Raw genomic sequence first — 17,571 nt, forward strand, 5'->3', positions numbered from 1 at the left:
CTGGATGCAAGTCCGTGCCCCGGGTCCATCGAGTGTCACCCAGCAACTGTCCAGGCGGCGCCACAGAGCGCCGCACGAGAACCCACAGCGTTAGAACCAGAAGTAGCCTTTAATCTTGACGCAGGGCGCTCATCGGGTCGACTGAAGAGGCCCGCCAGGCGGGGAGGAAGCAGGCGCCAAGCGCCACCGTCAGGAAGAGCAGGCTCACCGAGATCAGAACCTGTGCGTCAATCGGGTCTGTGGCAAACAGCATCGACTGGATGAAGCGGCTGAGGGCAATCGAGCCGATCAGACCGATGGCGATACCCGCCAGGACGGGTTTGGCCCCACCGCTCAAAACCATGCGGATGAGGTCAGTACGGGTGGCTCCCATCGCCGCCCGGATGCCAAGTTCCTGACTGCGGCTAGCGGTGACAAAGGACAACACTCCATAAATGCCGGCGCAAGCGAGGAGCATCGCCAGAAAAGCAAAGCCTGCCAGCAGCGAGGTAGTCATGCGGCGGGACGCCATCGACTCGGTCTTGATCTCCTCCACCGTGCGCAGCCGGTCGATCACCTGATTCTTGTTCACGCGCCAGACCGCTTCGCGGACAGCCGGAATCAGGGAAGACGCGCGCCCTCCTCCTTTTGCCACCAGCCCCACACGCACAACAGGATTTTGTTCAAAGCTGGCATAGACGCCTTCGTCTGTCGTGCTTTCGAGTCCATTGCCCTTCTCGTCGGCGACAACCCCGACAATCTCCCACGACAGCTCCGGCCCCAGCCCCAGGCGCGAAGGCAAAATCTTTGCCACCAGAATCGTCTTCCCCAGCGGATTGGCGCCCGGATAGTAGCGCTTGGCAAAAGACTCGTTGACAACGATTACCGCCGGCGAATGGGCCGTGTCGCGAGCGTCCAGAAAGCGGCCCGCGACCAGATGAAGGCCTAGAGCTGCGAAGTAGTCATGGGTGACGATCTTAAAACCGGAACCAAGCGTGTCATTGGGGGCCTCGGGCTTGCGGAAGGGCATTCCGTCCCCCCAGCCCTGGAGCGGCACTCCGGTGCCGACCGCGGTATGCGTGACACCCGGGACAGCGCGCACCTCATCGAGAATGCGATGGATATAGGGTGTGAGCTTAACCGGATCGGGATCCTGCTCCATCGCCAGCGGCAGCCAGCCGGAGACAAGCCCTTCTGACTGGAAGCCGGTATCGATGTGCAGCACACGCTCGAAACTGCGCAGGAGCAAGCCGCTACCCACCAGCAGAATCAGCGCCGCGGCCACCTGAGCGGCAACGAAGATCTGGCGTGCATAGACCTTCGAGCGGCCTGAAGAATTCGAGCGCCCCCCTTCCTTGAGATGCTCCACCGTGTCGCGGCGGGAGGCGGCGAGCGCAGGCGCGAGACCAAAAGCGATGCCCGTCAGAATCGTGACCACCGCCAGGAACAGAAGCACGCGGCCATCCATCGCGATGTCCGCTTCGGCAGGAAAATAGAAAGGCGGCAGCAGGCTTTTGATCCAGTGCAGCAGACCATAGCCGAGCATGACCCCGGCCAGCGCTCCACAGGCGGACAACAACAGACTTTCGGTGAGCAGCAGACGAACAATGCGTCCGCGCCGGGCGCCCAGCGCAGTTCTTAAAGCAATTTCACGCGAGCGGAGCGTAGTGCGGGCCATCAGCAGATTCGCCAGATTCGCGCAGCCAATGAGCAGAACGGCAACCACCGCCCACATCAGAATCGTCAATGAAAGCCGGAGTTGGTTGCCCACCAGACGATCGATGTAGCGATCGACGGTGGCACCCCAGTCTTTCTTGATCGCCGGGTACAGTAACGCGATATTTGCGGCAATCGCACTCATCTCCGACTGCGCCTGGGCCAAACTCACGCCGGGCTTGAGGCGAGCCACGGCGGTGTAGGAATGATAGTCGCGAGCCGGTTTCGCATCAAAGACGAGAGGAATCCAAAGATCGGCACGGCGGCGGTCGAATTCACTCGATCCGGGAAGGATGCCAATGACGGTGTAGCTTTCGCCGTTGAGTTGGACCGAGCGGCCCAGCATCTGCGGGTCGGCCCCGAAAAGCCCTTGCCAGAGGCGGTGCGTGAGAACGGCCACCTTGCCCTTGCCAGCCTGATCCTCGTCCGGCGCAAAGGTGCGGCCCGCGGCAGCCTTGACGCCGAAGACCTCAAAGTACGGCGCCGAGACAGTGCCGACGCTGAGCGAGCGCGGTTCGCCACCGCCCGAGTAAGTCATCGAGACGCGATTTTCCGCCGCCATCGCGGAGAAGGATTTGCTCTGCTGCGTCCAATCGATGTAGTTGGCGGGTGAGAGCACGTTGCGGGGCCAACTGGGCCCACGCTCCCAAAGCTGCACGATCCGGTCGGGCTCGGGATAGCCGGTGGCTTTCACCAGCACGCCGTCCACCAGACTGAAGATGGCGGCATTGGCGCCAAGCCCCAGCGCGATGGTGAGCACCGCAAAAAAGGTGAAGCCGGGGTTGCGAGCGAGACCTCGCGCGGCAAAACGCAGGTCGGCCCATACTGTTTCGAAAAAGCGAATGGTGTTCAAGTGGTGCTCTGCCTCTCTGATTCCCGTGATATTGCCCAGCTTGCGCCGGGCCGCGAGGCGCGCCTCAGAAGGCGACATGCCGCGCGCGATGTTGTCTGCGGTTTCGAGCTCGAGATAGGAGGCCAGCTCCTGCTGCAGGTCCGTGTCCCGCCGCCGTTTTTGAAAGATGCGACGCCAGGACATCGGGCTAATCCGGAAGCGGCCCCAAAACGCGCACCACCGCACTGACCAAGGCTTCCCAGCGGCTGCGTTCCTGCAGGAGGTGGCCCCTTCCCTCGGTCGTGATGCGGTAATACTTCGCTTTTCGGTTGTTCTCGGAAGTCCCCCAGAAAGAGGCGATCAGCCCCTGATTTTCGAGCTTATGGAGCGCCGGGTAGAGAGAACCATGCTCCACTTGCAAGATTTCGTCTGAAGATTTCTCGATGACGTTCGCGATGGTATGGCCATGAGCGGGAGCGGCATGGAGAGTCTTCAAAATGAGCATGTCGAGCGTGCCAGCCAGCATGTCGCCGGGCTTGTCTGCTCGAGATTTTCTTGCCATTGTTGCGAATGTAGCACCAGAAGAAAATCTAGTGGAGCAAAACAGCAAGAAATAATTAGTTTTCTGGGATGAGACGGAGATTGCCTGCTGCTTCCCAAGATTGCCTTGTCCGCATCTCGCTCCACTTAGCCCAGAAAGATCATTTTTCTTCCCCAACCTTGTGTAGACATCCTACGTATTGATTCCGTAGACTGTCTATACAATTTATGCCACCTTCCCCTCGCTCCCGGCTCGAGCTGCTACAAGGCACCCTCGACCTGCTGATTCTGCGAACGCTGCTGTTTGGACCCGCCCATGGACATGCCGTGGCAAAGCACATCCAGCAGAGTTCTGATGAGGTGCTGCAGGTGGAGACGGGTTCCCTCTATCCCGCCTTGCATCGCCTCGAGGCGCAGGGGTGGGTGGCAGCGGAGTGGGCGCTTTCCGACAAAGGGAAACGAGCAAAGTATTACAGCCTGACCGAGACAGGACGCAAGCAGTTGACCACCGAACAGGCGCGTTGGGACCAGTTATCGCAAGCTATCGGACGGGTGCTGCGGCCCGCAGAGTAGGAACGTATGAACCGATTGCGCAGATTTTGGTTTCAGATTCGGAACTGGCGGGCCAGGAGCAGACGCGAGCAAGAACTGGCCGAAGAGCTGCGCTTTCATCTGGAGACCGAGGCAGAGGAACAAATGGAGGCAGGCGTCGACCCCAGCAGCGCCCGCGACGCAGCGGCCCGATCCTTAGGCAACCAAGGGCAGATTCAGGAGGAGACTCGTATGCATTGGACCTGGACCTGGTGGGAACGCTTTGCGCAGGACCTCCGCTATGGCTGGCGCCAACTGATGAAGACCAAAGTGACTTCGGCGGCAACGATTCTTTCGCTCGCACTGGCAATTGGGGCGTGTCTGGCGGCGTTTCGGCTGATCGATGCCCTGCTGCTGCGTCCGCTTCCGATCACAGCTCCCGAGCGGCTCTTTGCCGCGCTATGCAATGGCACCGACAAGGACGGCAAGCCGCAGTCGAACGAGAGCTTCTCTTACACGCTTTTTCTAGCCTTTCGCGAAGCCTTGCACGGGCAGGCCGATACGCTGGCAGTTTCATTCGCCGACCGCTCGGACATGACATTCGGCTCAGACCTGGAGATGGAGAAAGCCTATCGCCAATTTGTTTCGGGCTCGCTGTTCTCCAGCTTTGGGTTACGCCCAGCACAAGGGCGATTGCTGAACGACACCGACGATCAACAGCCCGGCACCCATCCCTATGCCGTGATCTCAGAAGATTTCTGGGCTCGCAGATTTGGCAAAGACCCGCGCGCCGTCGGCCGTAGCTTCCGGATGGGGAACCAGATTTTCGAGATCGTAGGAGTGATTGAGGGAAACTTCACCGGCACAGAACCAGGAACGATGGTCGACGTGTTTCTCCCGATGATGATGCAAAACGCAGGGGTCCTCAGCAACCGGAATGCCTTCTGGCTGCGGATTTTTGTGAGACCGCATGAAGGCGTATCGATCGACGGATTCCAGCACAAGCTCTATGCGCGTTACCACCAGATGGAGAAAGAGCGCGCCAAGAGCTTCGTCAACTTCCCTGCGCATTTGCTTCGCGATTATCCGAAGGACAAGCTAGTGCTACAACCCGCCGCATCGGGGATGTCTGGCATACAGCGCAACAATCAGTTGGGACTCATCGCCCTGGCAGGACTGGTGGCATTGGTGCTGCTGATTGCCTGCGGCAATGCGGGCAACCTCATGACCGCGCGGGCCGCCGCACGTGCCAAGGAGATGGCGCTGCGGGTGTCCCTCGGCGCCGGGCGCGGGCGGCTGGTGCAGTTGGTGTTGATCGAGAGCGCCTGGATCGCTTTTCTCGCCGCAGGACTCGGAGCCTTGTTTGCTCTGTGGTCTGCCCCGCTGGTGGTCAGCCTGATCAACCCACCAGACAACCCGGCGCGCCTGCACCTGACAATGGACTGGCGGGTCTTGGGCTTTGGGCTGGCGGTGGCTTGCGGCGTGACGCTGCTCTTCGGCTTGACTCCAGCGCTGCGAGCCTCCGGAGTGAGCCCGGCCAACGCATTGAAAGGCAGCGCCGATCCACGCCAGTCGCGCCGGCTGATGCAGGGACTGATTGCAGCACAAGTCGCATTCTGCGCAGTGGTGCTGTTTCTCGGCGCGATGTTTGTGGCAAGCTACGACCGGCTCGCCCATGAGCAAACGGGATTCTCCTCAGAACGTTTGCTTGTACTGGAGGCCGTCACCCAAACACCGCAATCCCCGATCAAGTGGGCACAACTCAGCTCCCAGTTGGGCGCCTTGCCAGGAATTGAGAAGTCGGCCCTGGCGCAATGGCCGCTACTGAGCGGAACCATGTCGAACAACTTCATTTCGATTCAGGGAGCGCCGCCAACTGATCGCTTGACTTACTTTTTGGGAGTGAGCCCCGGGTGGATGGAGACGATGAAGATTCCGCTGCTCGAGGGACGGGATCTGCGGCCCGATGATGTGCACCCAGGAACCGCGCTGGTCAACGAGACCTTCGCGAAGACTTACTTTAGCGGAGCGAGTCCCATAGGCAAGAGCTTTGCCATCCCAAGGAAAAACGGAGCGCCGATTCCTTATCAGATCGTGGGACTGGTAGGGGATGCCCGCTACAGTAGGATGCGACAGCCGATGCTCCCGGTTGCCTATACACCACTGCGGAATGTGGATGAGAAGGGTGTGGAACAAGCCATCAGCGGGGGAAGCATCTTTGTCCGCACCAGTAGCGCAAACCCTCTGTTGCTGGGCCCAGCATTGCGGCAACAGGTGGCCGCCGCGGGCTCGGGCTTCCGGGTGAGTAACTTGCGGACCCAGCAGGAGCTTGTCGAAATGCATACGGTGCGCGAACGCTTGCTCGCCATGCTGGCGCTGTTCTTCTCCGTAGTCGCACTCGTGTTGGCGTCGGTCGGATTGTATGGCGTGCTCGACTACTCGGTGCTCCAGCGGCGGCGCGAGATTGGAATTCGCCTGGCAATGGGCGCACCGGGGAGCAGCATCGTACGTGGCGTGACCGCCGGTTCGTTTGCGATGGTGATTGCCGGTCTGGCGGTGGGCGCAGGACTGGGCATTACGGCGCAACGCTATCTCCAGGAGTTGCTCTACGGAGCAAAAGCTGCCGATTGGGGCATGATCGGGCTGACGGCTATCGTGCTGCTGTCCGCCGCCATCCTGGCCGCGGTGCCGCCTGCGATCCGGGCGGTACGGCTGGATCCAATCCAGTCGCTGCGCTCAGAGTAAACAAGTTTCTGCCGGGAGCATGGCCCAAGATTGGCAACTGTGACGCAATTTGGGGTGTAGGCGCGTTACGGGTGTAGCGAGCCAGGAGTCTAGAGAGAGAAACGACACCGGATGCTTCTCAAAGTTCTTGCCATGATGGCCGCCATTCCGCTCCTGCTTTTTTCTCAGGGCAGCCCCGCCTACGCCGACCTGCACGTCGAGCATGCGGAAGGGGCCTTTACCGGGCCACTGTGGGCCACGGACCATGGCAAGCCGGTCAAGATCGCGAATCGAGCCTATCGGGGATGGATCCTCAGCGATGGGACGCAAATCGCCTATACAGGAACAGACGGCGCGGGTGGCTATGAGAATGAAGGGCAGTCTCTGTGGCTCTATGGGCCCGGGGGCAAGTCTCGAAAGCTCACGGCGCAGCGCTATGCGATTTCCGATCTCAAAGAAGTCATGGTGGGCCGCAACCGGGCGCTTCTTTTGCTGATGGAAGACGGGGGCTTGGGAGCCTCCCATATTGCGGTTGTGGACACCAAGCGCGGCCAGTTGCTGCGGGTTTCCAAAGCAAAATTGCTTCGGGTCGATGGCTCATCGATCGTCCTCGGGTTTTACCAGGAAGAGGATTGGGAGAAACTGGCGAACGGCGTGGAGGTGAAGCCCACGAGAACCCGGTCCTATGATCTCCGCAAGCTCTACGGCCAAGTCCAGAGTGTGCCAGCAAAAAAGGAGTGAACCATGGCAAGTTGGAAGGGAATCTCGGCGCGGTGCTTTACCCCGCTTCAGTTTGAGGCCTACGTGAAGGGCATCCATTTGACCGGCTGGAAGCCACAGTTTGTCGTGCTGCACAACACGGGAGTACCGAAACTGGCGGATTGGCACAAGGTCTCCGGAATCCGCCGCATGTTCAATCTCCAGAACTACTACCAGAACCAGCAAAAATGGTCTGCCGGGCCACACCTCTTTGTCGCCGACTTCCTGATCTGGGAGTTTACGCCATTGACGACATCCGGCATCCACTCACCTTCTTGGAATTCTGTGAGTTGGGGAGTCGAGATGGTGGGAGACTACGAATCTGAGCCTTTCAGTCGCGCTGTCCGTCAGAATGCAATCATTGCTCTCTCGGCACTGCATTCGCTTGCGGGCCTTGATCCCAGATCCTTGAAGCTCCACAAAGAAGACAAGAAGACGACACATGCCTGCCCCGGCAGCCGTGTTTCCAAAAGCGACATGATTGCAGGCATCCTCCAGCGGATGACCGAAGCGGGGTAAGGATCGTTGCTCAAGGATCCACCACAATTAGCAGTTGACTTCGTCCAAAGTGGCCCCTTATATTGGGCTTGCTGTCGGTTTTCCAAAGTTGGAAATCAAAAGGGAATCCTGGTGCAAATCCAGAACTGACCCGCAGCGGTATACAGGAACGAAGCCCAGTAAAAGCACTGGTTGGCACAAGCCGATTGGGAAGCGTGGGTGTTAGGAAAAGCGAAAGCACATGCCTGTGAGTCCGAAGACCTGCCGATAGCCAGCACCCCAGGTGCTGTATTGTCACAAGCCTCGAGGGAAGGGCTGGTGTTGGCGCATCGTGGGCGATTGGCCTGCGGGCGCTGGCTTCTGCTGTTTTCCTTTCGGCGCGAAAGGTACAGCGTGGTCTCCACAGGCAATTTCAAGACAGCTGAGCTGATTCCCGGCATTCATGCCACCGTTCCTCCGACGAGCATGCGTGTACGCAAGCGCAATGGCAGCTTTGAAGCGGTGAGCGTCGACAAGATCATTCGCGCCGTCGAGCGATCTTCAGTTGGGCTCAAGGACGTGGACCCGATGCGAGTTGCCACCAACACCATCGGTGGCCTCTTTGATGGCTCAACGACGAAGGACCTTGATTCGCTCTCAATCCAGACTGCGGCATCGCTGATTGCCGAGGAGCCGGAATACTCTCGTCTGGCCGCCCGCCTGCTCGTGCGCTGCATCGAGAAGGAAGTGCAAAATCAGAACGTCTTCTCGTTTTCGCAATCAATTGAGGCCGGCTTTCGTGCAGGCCTGATTGCAGAAACAACCGCCACCTTTGTGCGGGCCAACGCACGCAAGCTGAATGCGGCGATCGACGATCTGTATTCCGATCGTTTTGAGTTCTTCGGCATCCGCACGGTCTACGACCGCTATCTATTGAAGGACCCGGTCACGCGCGAAGTGATCGAGACACCGCAGTACTTCTTCTTGCGCGTCGCCTGTGGTTTGTCTGAAAATGTGCCCGAAGCCGTGGGCTTTTATCGCTTGCTGGGAGCTCTGGAGTATCTGCCCAGTTCGCCCACCTTGTTCAATTCCGGAACGACACATTCGCAGATGTCTTCCTGTTTTTTGCTCGATTCGCCGGAAGACAATCTTGATTCGATCTACGACCGCTACAAAGACATCGCACGGCTGTCGAAGTTTGCGGGCGGAGTAGGACTGGCCTATCACCGCATTCGCTCGCGCGGGTCTCTGATTCGCGGTACGAACGGCCAATCCAATGGCATCGTGCCGTGGTTGAAGACCCTCGATTCTTCAGTGCTGGCCGTCAATCAGGGCGGCAAGCGCAAGGGCGCCTGCTGCGTTTATCTGGAGCCTTGGCATGCCGACATTGAAGAATTTCTTGAGTTGCGTGAAAATACCGGCGACGAGGCGCGCCGCACTTACAACCTGAATCTTGCTCACTGGGTTCCCGACCTGTTTATGGAACGGGTGGAGACAGATGGCCCCTGGTCTTTATTTGACCCGGCGCGGGTGCCGGAGTTTCCCGATCTTTATGGCGAAGCCTTCCGCAAGGCCTATCTCGAGGCCGAAGCCGCAGGCAAGTACGAACGCCAGATGCAAGCGCGTGACCTGTACTCGCGGATGATGCGTACCCTCGCTGAGACCGGCAACGGCTGGATGACCTTCAAGGACGCCTGCAATCAGAAATCGAACCAGACGCTACAGCCGCAGAATGTCATCCATCTGAGCAATCTGTGTACCGAGATCACCGAAGTCACCTCACAATCAGAGACGGCGGTGTGCAACCTCGGTTCGGTGAATCTGGCGCGGCATGTGACGAATGGGGCCTTCGACTTTGAGAAGCTGGCCGCGACCGTCGCGAGCGCCGTTCCCTTCCTCGATCGTGTGATCGACATTAACTTCTATCCCACTGATACAGCAGCCGTGTCGAACCGGCGCTGGCGTCCGGTGGGCCTGGGGATCATGGGCTTGCAGGATGTCTTCTTCCAGTTGAAGCTCGCCTTTGCCTCAGAGGAGGCACGCCGGCTTTCGACACAGATCCAGGAGGAGATCTACTTTCATGCCCTCAGTGCGTCTTGCAGCCTGGCCGAGATGTTTGGTCCGCACCCTTCGTTTGCCGAGACGCGTGCCGCAGTCGGCGATCTCCAGTTCGATGCCTGGGGCATCGCACCAAACGATCCCACCCGTTGGGACGCCCTGCGCCAACGCATCCAGCACTTTGGATTGCGCAACTCGCTGCTGATCGCCATCGCCCCCACCGCAACCATCGCTTCGATTGCCGGCTGCTATGAATGTATCGAGCCGCAAATCTCCAATCTGTTCAAGCGGGAGACGCTTTCGGGCGACTTCATCCAGGTCAACCGTTACCTCGCTCAGGAATTGAAGGCCCTCGGTCTGTGGACGGAGGATCTGCGAAACCGGCTGAAGCTTGGCGAAGGTTCTGTGCAAAGAATCGAAGAAGTACCGGCGGGATTGCGCGAGGTGTATCGCACTGTTTGGGAAGTGCCGATGCGCTCCCTGATTGATCTGGCTGCCGAGCGTGGAGCCTTCATCGACCAGAGCCAATCGCTGAACCTTTTCCTCGAAAGCCCGACCATCGGAAAACTTTCTTCCATGTATATGTATGCCTGGAAGAAAGGACTCAAGACGACTTACTATCTGCGCTCCCGTCCGGCGTCCAAGATCGCCAAGACCACCGTCAGCGCTCCGAGTGCGGCGCGTGCCGTCGCCTGTTCCTTAGAAAGCCCCGAAAGCTGTGAGGCCTGCCAGTAACATGATTCTCGACCCCGGTTTCAACCTCACCTTGCGCCCGATGAAATATCCCGTCTTCTTCGACATGTTCAAGGTGGGAATCAAGAACACCTGGACCGTCGAAGAAGTGGATTTCTCCACCGACGTCACCGACCTGCGCTCCCGCATGACGCCTGCAGAACAGCATCTGATCAAGCGGCTGGTGGCTTTCTTTGCCACCGGCGACAGCATTGTCGGCAACAATCTGGTGCTCAACCTCTACCAGCACATCAATTCACCCGAAGCCCGCATGTACTTGTCGCGGCAATTGTATGAGGAAGCCTTGCACGTGCAGTTTTATCTCACGCTGCTGGACACTTATGTTTCCGATCCACAAGAGCGAGCGGAAGCATTTGCGGCGATTGACACCATTCCGTCGATTCAAAAGAAGGCTCAGTTTTGTTTTAAGTGGATCGAGTCGATCAACGAACTGACGGAACTCCGCACGGACGAGCAGATGCGGGCCTTTTTATTGAATCTTGTCTGTTTCGCGGCCTGCATTGAAGGTTTATTTTTCTTTGCCGCCTTCGCTTATGTCTATTACTTACGCTCGCGCGGCCTACTACAAGGCTTAGCCGCCGGCACCAGTTGGGTGTTTCGCGACGAGAGCGCGCACATTCAGTTCGCGATGGAAGTGATCGCCACCGCACGCCACGAGCGGCCAGAACTGTTTGACGCGAGTTTCGGAGAACGCGTGGCGGAGATGATCCGCGAGGCGGTGGAGTGCGAAGTCGCCTTTGCCGAAGACACGCTCAGCATTGGCGTGACGGGACTGTCGGTGGCCAGTATGCGCGAGTATCTGCAATATGTAGCCGATCGCAGACTGGAAGCCCTCCAGTTGCCTCCCCTATATGGATCGAAGAATCCCTTCGATTTCATGGAATTGCAAGACGTGCAAGAGCTCACCAATTTCTTTGAACGCCGTGTCTCGGCCTACCAGGTGGCGGTCACGGGAGACGTCGCCTTCTCTGAAGAGTTCTAAGGAAAACGGGAAATCGTACCAATCCCTGCATAGTTCCTGTTTCCGAAGGGGTGCAAAAGCATCTAAGCAATGAGGGATCCGCTGCGGAGTCGAAAGGATGTGGAGTGAAGACTTCTGAAATATTGGGGGCCTGGGGGAAGATTCTGAAAGGGGAGCATCCATCGTTATCGATCGAGATCACCAAGGAATGCCCTCTGCGTTGCCCCGGTTGCTATGCCTATGAGGATTCTCACTTGGGGGGCGGCGCCACCTTGCGCAGCTTAAGTGACCGTAAGGGGCAAGCACTGGTGGATGGGGTACTGGAGGTGGTGGATCGGCTCAAGCCGATGCATCTCTCCTTAGTGGGGGGCGATCCGCTGGTGCGCTATCGCGAGTTGGAGATCATGATTCCCCTGATTGTCCAGCGTGGGGTGCATGTCCAGGTGGTGACGAGCGCGTTTCGGACTTTTCCAGATGAGTGGGCAACACTGCCGAAGATGAGCCTGGTGGTGTCGATCGACGGCTTGCAGCCCGAGCACGACGTGCGGCGCAGCCCGGCCACCTATGAGCGGATCCTGAAGAACATCGCCGGGCAGAAGGTGACCATCCACAGCACGATTACAGGGCAGATGCTGAAGCGGCCCGGCTACTTGCGCGAGTTTCTGGAGTTCTGGACCCCACGGGCCGAGATCCATAAAGTTTGGTTCAGCATCTTCACGCCGCAGGTGGGGGACGTCGCACCGGAGATCCTGACGCCCGAGGAACGTCGCCGGGTTGTGGCGGAGCTGCTGGAGTTGCGGGTTGCCTTTCCGAAGCTCGACATGAGCTCGCCCCTAATCCACCAGTTTGAGGCGCCGCCCCATCGTCCGGAAGACTGCATCTTTGCCTTGACGACCCAGACGCTCTCAGCCGACTTCAAAACCGAGGTGACGCCCTGCCAGTTTGGTGGCAAACCGGACTGCTCGCAGTGCGGCTGCATCGCTTCGATGGGGCTGGCCGCGATCGGGAACTATAAGCTGGGCGGCGTTCTGCCGGTTGGACTGCTCTTCAAGGCCTCCATCGCGGTGGGAAAAGTGTGGCCGAAGAAGCCGGTGCCAATGAAACCGGTGGAGCTAAAGATCCTGCAATGAGGCGTCTTCCGGCTCTACGGCAGCCAGCGGCCGGGCCGGAACTGTATACTGCTTGCGCGCGGGTACGGAAACGATCTCGCGCTCGGGGTAGCGCAGCGCGCTGAGCTTGCCCCCAAACACCACACCGGTGTCGATGTTGACCGTGTTGTTTTTCCAGAGCGGTTCGACCACCGGCGTGTGCCCGAAGACGACCAGCGCCTTGCCACTATATTTTGTCGCCCAGTCGCCACGGATGGGCAAGCCAAACTTGTCGGTCTTGCCCGTGGTTTGTCCATAGAGGCAGAAGGCACGGACTGCCGGCGAATTGCGGCCATGCAATTCTTCGGACAGGCCGGCATGAGCAACAACGAGCGCGCCACCATCGAGAATCAATTGGAGCGGCAGTTCCTCAAGGAAAGTGGCGATGAGCCCGCGTTCACTGCGGTGCAACCGCTGGAGTTCGGCAACGGAGCGTTCGAGGCCGTGATTGATCTGCACCTTGCGGCCACGCAACCAGCGGGAGAGCTTCTCGTCATGATTGCCCAGCACGCAATGGGCAACGCCCGAGGCGATCATATTGCGCACGATGCACAGCGAGGTGAGGATGCGCGGGCCACGATCGACCAGATCGCCGACAAAGATCGCGATCCGGCCTTCGGGATGCTGCCAGGATTCGTTGCCCCAGAGAGCGTTGTTGGTTGGGAGGGGCTGCGATTGCCAGCCGAGTTGGACGAGCAGGGCGCGGAGCTCTTCCGCGCAGCCATGCACATCGCCAATGATGTCAAAGGGGCCTGTCACTTGTACTTCATTGTTGCAGAGGGGTTTAGAGCTTCAGCGGCATCGCCCGCAGGCGCTTGCCGGTTGCGTCGAAGATCGCATTGGCAATCGCCGGGGCGATCGCAACAATCGGCGTTTCTCCCGCGCCTGCCGACGGCAGGTCTTTGCGATCCACCAGCACCACGTCAATCAACGGCACATCGCCGAAGCGCGGAACACGGTACTGCGACAACTTCGGGTTCAAAATGCGGCCGTTGTCGAAATCGATCTGCTCCAACAGCGCGCCGCCAAGGCCCATGATCGCCCCACCGACAATCTGACTCTTCAACTGCAACGGATTCACAATCGCGCCGCACTCGAAGGATTGGACGATGCGATCCACACGCACCTGATTGTTCGTCACCGTGATCTCGACACAGGCCGAGACATAGCCGCCCTTGTCCAAACCAGCCATCATCCCGAAGCCCTGTCCTGGACGGCTCTTTGCCTGCCCCCAATGGAAGCGTTCTGTTGCCGCTTCGATGACCGCGCGGAGACGCGGGTCCGTAGCATTTTTGAAACGGAAGGCGGCGGGCTCCATCCCGATGGCGCGGGCCAGCTCATCCATGTGCGATTCGCGGGCAAAGTGGTTGGCCGCAGCAGCCAGGCCCCGGTATGAGCCTTGCCGCAGAGGCGAATCTGCCTGGTGGAACACCGCAATCTGATTGGGGATGTTGTAAGGACTGCGCAAGGCAGCGCCGCCGGAATTAAAGTTATGGAACTGCCAATCGAGAATCGTGCCGTCCTTGCGTGCTCCAGCGCGGACGTCAATCACGCCTGCGGGCCGGAAGTAAGCCCAGGTGAATTCCTCCTCCCGGGTCCATTGCAGCTTCACGGGTTTGCCTGCCGCCTTCGCGAGACGGGCCGCCTCCACCGCACACTCGCCGCTGTGTTTACCACCGTAGCCAGAACCTGTCGGCGGCACGATCACGCGGACTTTTTCTTCGGGAATCTTGAAGGCATCGGCCAACTCCGCACGCACACCGAAGGGAACCTGCGTGCCTGTCCAAACCGTCAGCGCATCGCCCTCCCATTGCGCGACAGCCGCGCGTGTCTCAAGCGGTACATGCGCGATGTAAGGCAGCGTGTAAGTTGCCTCGGTGTGGATGTCGGCTTCGCTTGGCTTCCATTCGATTGCCGCAGCGGGGTGCGTTTTGAGCCAGGAGAAAAGCTCGCTCGACTTCGGTTGTGGTGTGGTCTTCCACGTCGCTTTGACAGCAGCGCTGGCTGCTTCGAGTTGTGCTGCATCGCTGCAGGTGACGCCGAGGAAATCGCCATCGCGCACCGCGGCGACGCCGGGCATTTGCTTTGCCGCATCGAGGTCAGCCGTGAGCAGTTGGGCTCGAAAAGCCGGAGGACGCACAACACGGCCGTAGACCATTCCCGGCAGCTTCAGGTCTGATGTGTACTTCTCTTTGCCTGTGACGATCGAGCGGGCATTCAGCTTGCGCAGATCGTGCCCCGCCACCTTCCACTCGGTAGCAGGCGTGACGGCGATGTCTGCCGTAATGGTGCGCGTCAGTTGCTGGCCTTTGGTCAGTGCACCAAAAGTAAGCGAGGCGCCAGCCGGGTTCTGGACGCGGCCATCACGGATGCTCAGCAGTTTGCGATCGAGCTTCCACTGCGCGGCCGCAAGATCGAGCAGCATCTCACGAGCCTCGGCCGCCACCTTGTGCAGTTGCGGCGCCATGATCGGCGTCGTGCGGCTGCCGAAGGTGCCCATGTCGTAAGGCGTCAGTTGCGTGTCGCCCATCACCAGTGTGATCGTGCTGGGATCGACGTGGAGCTCTTCGGCCACTGCCTGCGCGAGCGAAGTGCGAATGTTCTGCCCCACTTCCGCCTTGCCCGTATAGACGGTGATCGCTCCAGATTGGGCAATGTGCAGCCAGGCGCCCAGATTCTGCGGGGTTGCGTTGCCGCTACCGCGCCGTCCCGATTCCTGCGCGTTCAGCGAGAGCAACACGACCAGGCCGCCGCCAATCGATTTCAGGAAGCCACGGCGATGGGGAGAGAAGTTGTAAGTGGGGCTTGCGTGGAGTTCGTAGCGTTCGGCTTCGATTTCGAAATTAGACATTGCGGGTGCCTGCTTTCGCTGCAAGTTGAACGGCTTCGACAATGCGGGGATAAGTGCCACAACGGCAGAGATTGCCTTGGAGGGCGGACTGGATCTGACCCGCACTCGGGTCGCTATTCTTCTGGAGCAGTCCCACCGAAGCCATGATCATTCCAGCGGTGCAAAAGCCGCATTGCAGCGCGTCTGCTTGGAGAAAGGCCTGCTGCACGGGGTGGAGTTCGCCGTTGCGCTCGAGCGCTTCAATCGTGGTGATTGCTTTGCCCTGAGCGGCGCGGATGGGGGTGAGGCAAGACCGCACAGCGGCTCCATCAAGAAGCACAGTACAGGCGCCGCATTGGCCTTCGCCACAGCCATACTTGGTTCCGGTGAGGTCGAGCTCATCACGAAGGACGTGAAGCAAGGGACGACCAGGATCGCTGCGCACGGTGCGACGGACACCATTAATTGTGAGGTCCATGCGACAAGTTTACAGGCATGGGCGGAGAACGGAAGGGCGCTAGTCGCGCAAGCGTGCCGCCTGAGTGGTCAGATAGTTGCGCTCGGGAAGATTGGTGGTGCGGCTGGCGGCAAGAAGATAGTATGTGATGGCCGCTTCGCGATCCCCAGCCAACTCGAGAAAATGGGCACGCACGGCATCAAGACGATGATGACCCGCCAGACGCCCGTCGCGCTCAAGCTGGTCCAACAGTCTGAGGCCGGTGGCCGGGCCATGTACCATTGCGGCTGCAATCGCGTGATTCAGGATCACCATCGGGTTGTCAGACACGCGCTGCAACAGTTCGTACAGCGCCAGGATTTGCGGCCAGTCTGTTTCTTTTGCCGTTGCCGCTTCATCGTGTAAAGCAGCGATGGCGGCCTGGAGTTGATAGGGTCCAACCGAAGCTTTGGAGAGTGCAGCGGTTAGCAGTGCAATGCCTTCTTTGATTTGATCTTGATCCCACTTGCTGCGGTCCTGCTGCGTCAGCGGGATGAGTTCCCCATCGACACCGGTGCGGGCAAGGCGACGGGCATCGGTCAGCAGCATCAATGCCAGCAGACCCGTCACTTCCGCATCTTCCGGCAACAGAGCATGGACAGCCCGGGTAAGCCGAATTGCTTCCCGCGATAATTCGCACCGTTGCAGACTGCTGCCGCTACTGCTCGTGTAGCCCTCATTGAAGATCAAATAGAGCACATGCAGGACAGAGCGAAGACGTTGCGCCCGCTCTTCGCTGGTAGGAGGACGAAACGGCACTCCCGAGTCTTTGATGCTGCGCTTCGCCCTGCTGATGCGTTGCGCCATCGTCGACTCTGGCACAAGAAAGGCACTTGCCAGCTCTGCAGTACTCAGCCCACCAACAGCGCGCAAGGTCAGAGCAATTGCCGAAGCCGGCGTCAAAGCGGAATGACAACACATAAAGAGCAGGATGAGCGTATCGTCCTGCTCTGACTCCTGCTCCTTTTGCTGCCCGGCCACAATGCCTTCGCGGTGGCGGCGAGCAATCTCACTGCGTTGGTGATCCACCATACGCCGACAAGCGACCTGGATCAGCCACCCTCGTGGATGTTCCGGGAGTCCATCGCGGGGCCATTGGAACGCAGCGGCAACAAGTGCCTCCTGCACCGCATCTTCCGCTGCAGCAAAATCGCGAAAGCGGCGCATCACAGAGCCCAGAACCTGAGGCGCCAATTCGCGAAGCAGGTGCTCTGTTTGCGGGTCCAGTCGCCGGGGAATCACAGAGACTCTGGAGGTGGCCCACTCATGATCTGCCGGACTTCAATCCCCATATTCAGCGGCGCCCCACCCACACCAGGAGCAGCAGAAGCCTTTGCCGCAATCGCGTAAGCGCGCTGGGGACTCTCCACATCGACAATCCAATAACCGGCGAGAAACTCCTTTGACTCCGGGAAAACACCATCGGTGATCGGTTCGCCATCCGCGCCAGCCCGAACAAGTTTTGCTTCATTCGGGAAAGCCAGGCCCTCGGCAGAAACCAACTCCCCTGAGGCAACAAGCTCTTTGTTGAGCTTGATCATAAAGCCAATATGAGCCTGGATGTCGGCCTGAGGCCAATCGAGGATGCTAGGGCCCTCGGAGCACTTCTGCGACATCATCAGAATGTATTTCATATCATTTGATCCTTTCGATTCTCGCATCGGCTTGACGCGATTTCATAGAGGAGTCGGAGCGGCCCGGGCGTTCTCGACATGGAAAGGGAAAAATCCTGTCCAGGCATCTCCGCAGCGTCCGGAGTGATCCAGA

Annotated in this window: 14 protein-coding genes and 1 riboswitch; of the genes, 7 read left to right on the forward strand and 7 right to left on the reverse strand. The window is 59.3% G+C overall.

From position 1 onward, the window contains the following. Positions 1 to 109: 109 nt before the first annotated feature. Both M017_RS0105565 and M017_RS0105570 read right to left on the reverse strand, forming a co-directional pair. A complete protein-coding gene (locus M017_RS0105565) occupies positions 110 to 2,731 on the reverse strand; it encodes an ABC transporter permease (protein ID WP_051669539.1) in 2,622 nt (873 codons plus the stop codon). A gap of 4 nt (positions 2,732 to 2,735) precedes the next feature. Next, on the reverse strand, positions 2,736 to 3,089 hold the full coding sequence (locus tag M017_RS0105570; protein ID WP_031496442.1) for a PadR family transcriptional regulator: 354 nt from the start codon (positions 3,087 to 3,089) through the stop codon (positions 2,736 to 2,738). 206 nt (positions 3,090 to 3,295) lie between these two features. Here M017_RS0105570 and M017_RS0105575 point away from each other — a divergent pair, with 206 nt between their 5' ends. The 7 genes from M017_RS0105575 (at position 3,296) to M017_RS0105605 (ending at position 12,460) form a co-directional block, all read left to right on the forward strand. Beyond that, positions 3,296 to 3,640: a PadR family transcriptional regulator gene (locus M017_RS0105575; protein ID WP_031496443.1), complete on the forward strand. Its 345-nt coding sequence runs from the start codon at positions 3,296 to 3,298 to the stop codon at positions 3,638 to 3,640. A 6-nt stretch (positions 3,641 to 3,646) separates the two neighbouring features. Beyond that, positions 3,647 to 6,343: an ABC transporter permease gene (locus M017_RS0105580; RefSeq protein ID WP_051669540.1), complete on the forward strand. Its 2,697-nt coding sequence runs from the start codon at positions 3,647 to 3,649 to the stop codon at positions 6,341 to 6,343. 111 nt (positions 6,344 to 6,454) lie between these two features. Beyond that, on the forward strand, positions 6,455 to 7,063 hold the full coding sequence (locus M017_RS0105585; protein ID WP_031496447.1) for a hypothetical protein: 609 nt from the start codon (positions 6,455 to 6,457) through the stop codon (positions 7,061 to 7,063). 3 nt (positions 7,064 to 7,066) lie between these two features. Next, complete coding sequence (locus M017_RS0105590; protein WP_031496448.1) at positions 7,067 to 7,600, forward strand: peptidoglycan recognition protein family protein; 534 nt, start codon at positions 7,067 to 7,069, stop codon at positions 7,598 to 7,600. A 58-nt stretch (positions 7,601 to 7,658) separates the two neighbouring features. Beyond that, positions 7,659 to 7,862, forward strand: a riboswitch (cobalamin riboswitch). A gap of 182 nt (positions 7,863 to 8,044) precedes the next feature. After that, the gene (locus tag M017_RS0105595; RefSeq protein ID WP_031496449.1) at positions 8,045 to 10,351 is read left to right on the forward strand and encodes a ribonucleoside-diphosphate reductase subunit alpha; all 2,307 of its coding nucleotides are present in this window, start codon (positions 8,045 to 8,047) and stop codon (positions 10,349 to 10,351) included. Between the two features lies 1 nt (position 10,352). After that, on the forward strand, positions 10,353 to 11,351 hold the full coding sequence (locus tag M017_RS0105600; RefSeq protein ID WP_031496451.1) for a ribonucleotide-diphosphate reductase subunit beta: 999 nt from the start codon (positions 10,353 to 10,355) through the stop codon (positions 11,349 to 11,351). A gap of 104 nt (positions 11,352 to 11,455) precedes the next feature. Continuing rightward, positions 11,456 to 12,460: a radical SAM protein gene (locus M017_RS0105605; RefSeq protein ID WP_031496452.1), complete on the forward strand. Its 1,005-nt coding sequence runs from the start codon at positions 11,456 to 11,458 to the stop codon at positions 12,458 to 12,460. Here M017_RS0105605 and prpE read toward each other — a convergent pair. From prpE to M017_RS0105630, 5 genes are read right to left on the reverse strand one after another with little or no spacing between them, the layout of a single operon-like run. Then, entirely contained in the window at positions 12,443 to 13,237 is a 795-nt protein-coding gene (prpE, locus tag M017_RS0105610) for a bis(5'-nucleosyl)-tetraphosphatase PrpE (protein ID WP_051669541.1), read from the reverse strand. The two genes, M017_RS0105605 and prpE, sit on opposite strands and share 18 nt — an antisense overlap. Before the next feature lie 25 nt (positions 13,238 to 13,262). Continuing rightward, on the reverse strand, positions 13,263 to 15,329 hold the full coding sequence (locus M017_RS0105615) for a xanthine dehydrogenase family protein molybdopterin-binding subunit (RefSeq protein ID WP_031496456.1): 2,067 nt from the start codon (positions 15,327 to 15,329) through the stop codon (positions 13,263 to 13,265). Continuing rightward, entirely contained in the window at positions 15,322 to 15,786 is a 465-nt protein-coding gene (locus M017_RS0105620; protein ID WP_031496457.1) for a (2Fe-2S)-binding protein, read from the reverse strand. The genes M017_RS0105615 and M017_RS0105620 overlap by 8 nt, the downstream gene beginning before the upstream one ends. Before the next feature lie 39 nt (positions 15,787 to 15,825). Then, a complete protein-coding gene (locus M017_RS0105625) occupies positions 15,826 to 17,043 on the reverse strand; it encodes an RNA polymerase sigma factor (RefSeq protein WP_031496458.1) in 1,218 nt (405 codons plus the stop codon). Then, positions 17,043 to 17,438, reverse strand: a complete 396-nt coding sequence (locus M017_RS0105630) for a YciI family protein (protein ID WP_031496459.1) — start codon at positions 17,436 to 17,438, stop codon at positions 17,043 to 17,045. The genes M017_RS0105625 and M017_RS0105630 overlap by 1 nt, the downstream gene beginning before the upstream one ends. Positions 17,439 to 17,571: the final 133 nt, after the last annotated feature.

This window comes from Bryobacter aggregatus MPL3, assembly GCF_000702445.1.
GTDB classification, from domain to species: Bacteria; Acidobacteriota; Terriglobia; order Bryobacterales; family Bryobacteraceae; genus Bryobacter; species Bryobacter aggregatus.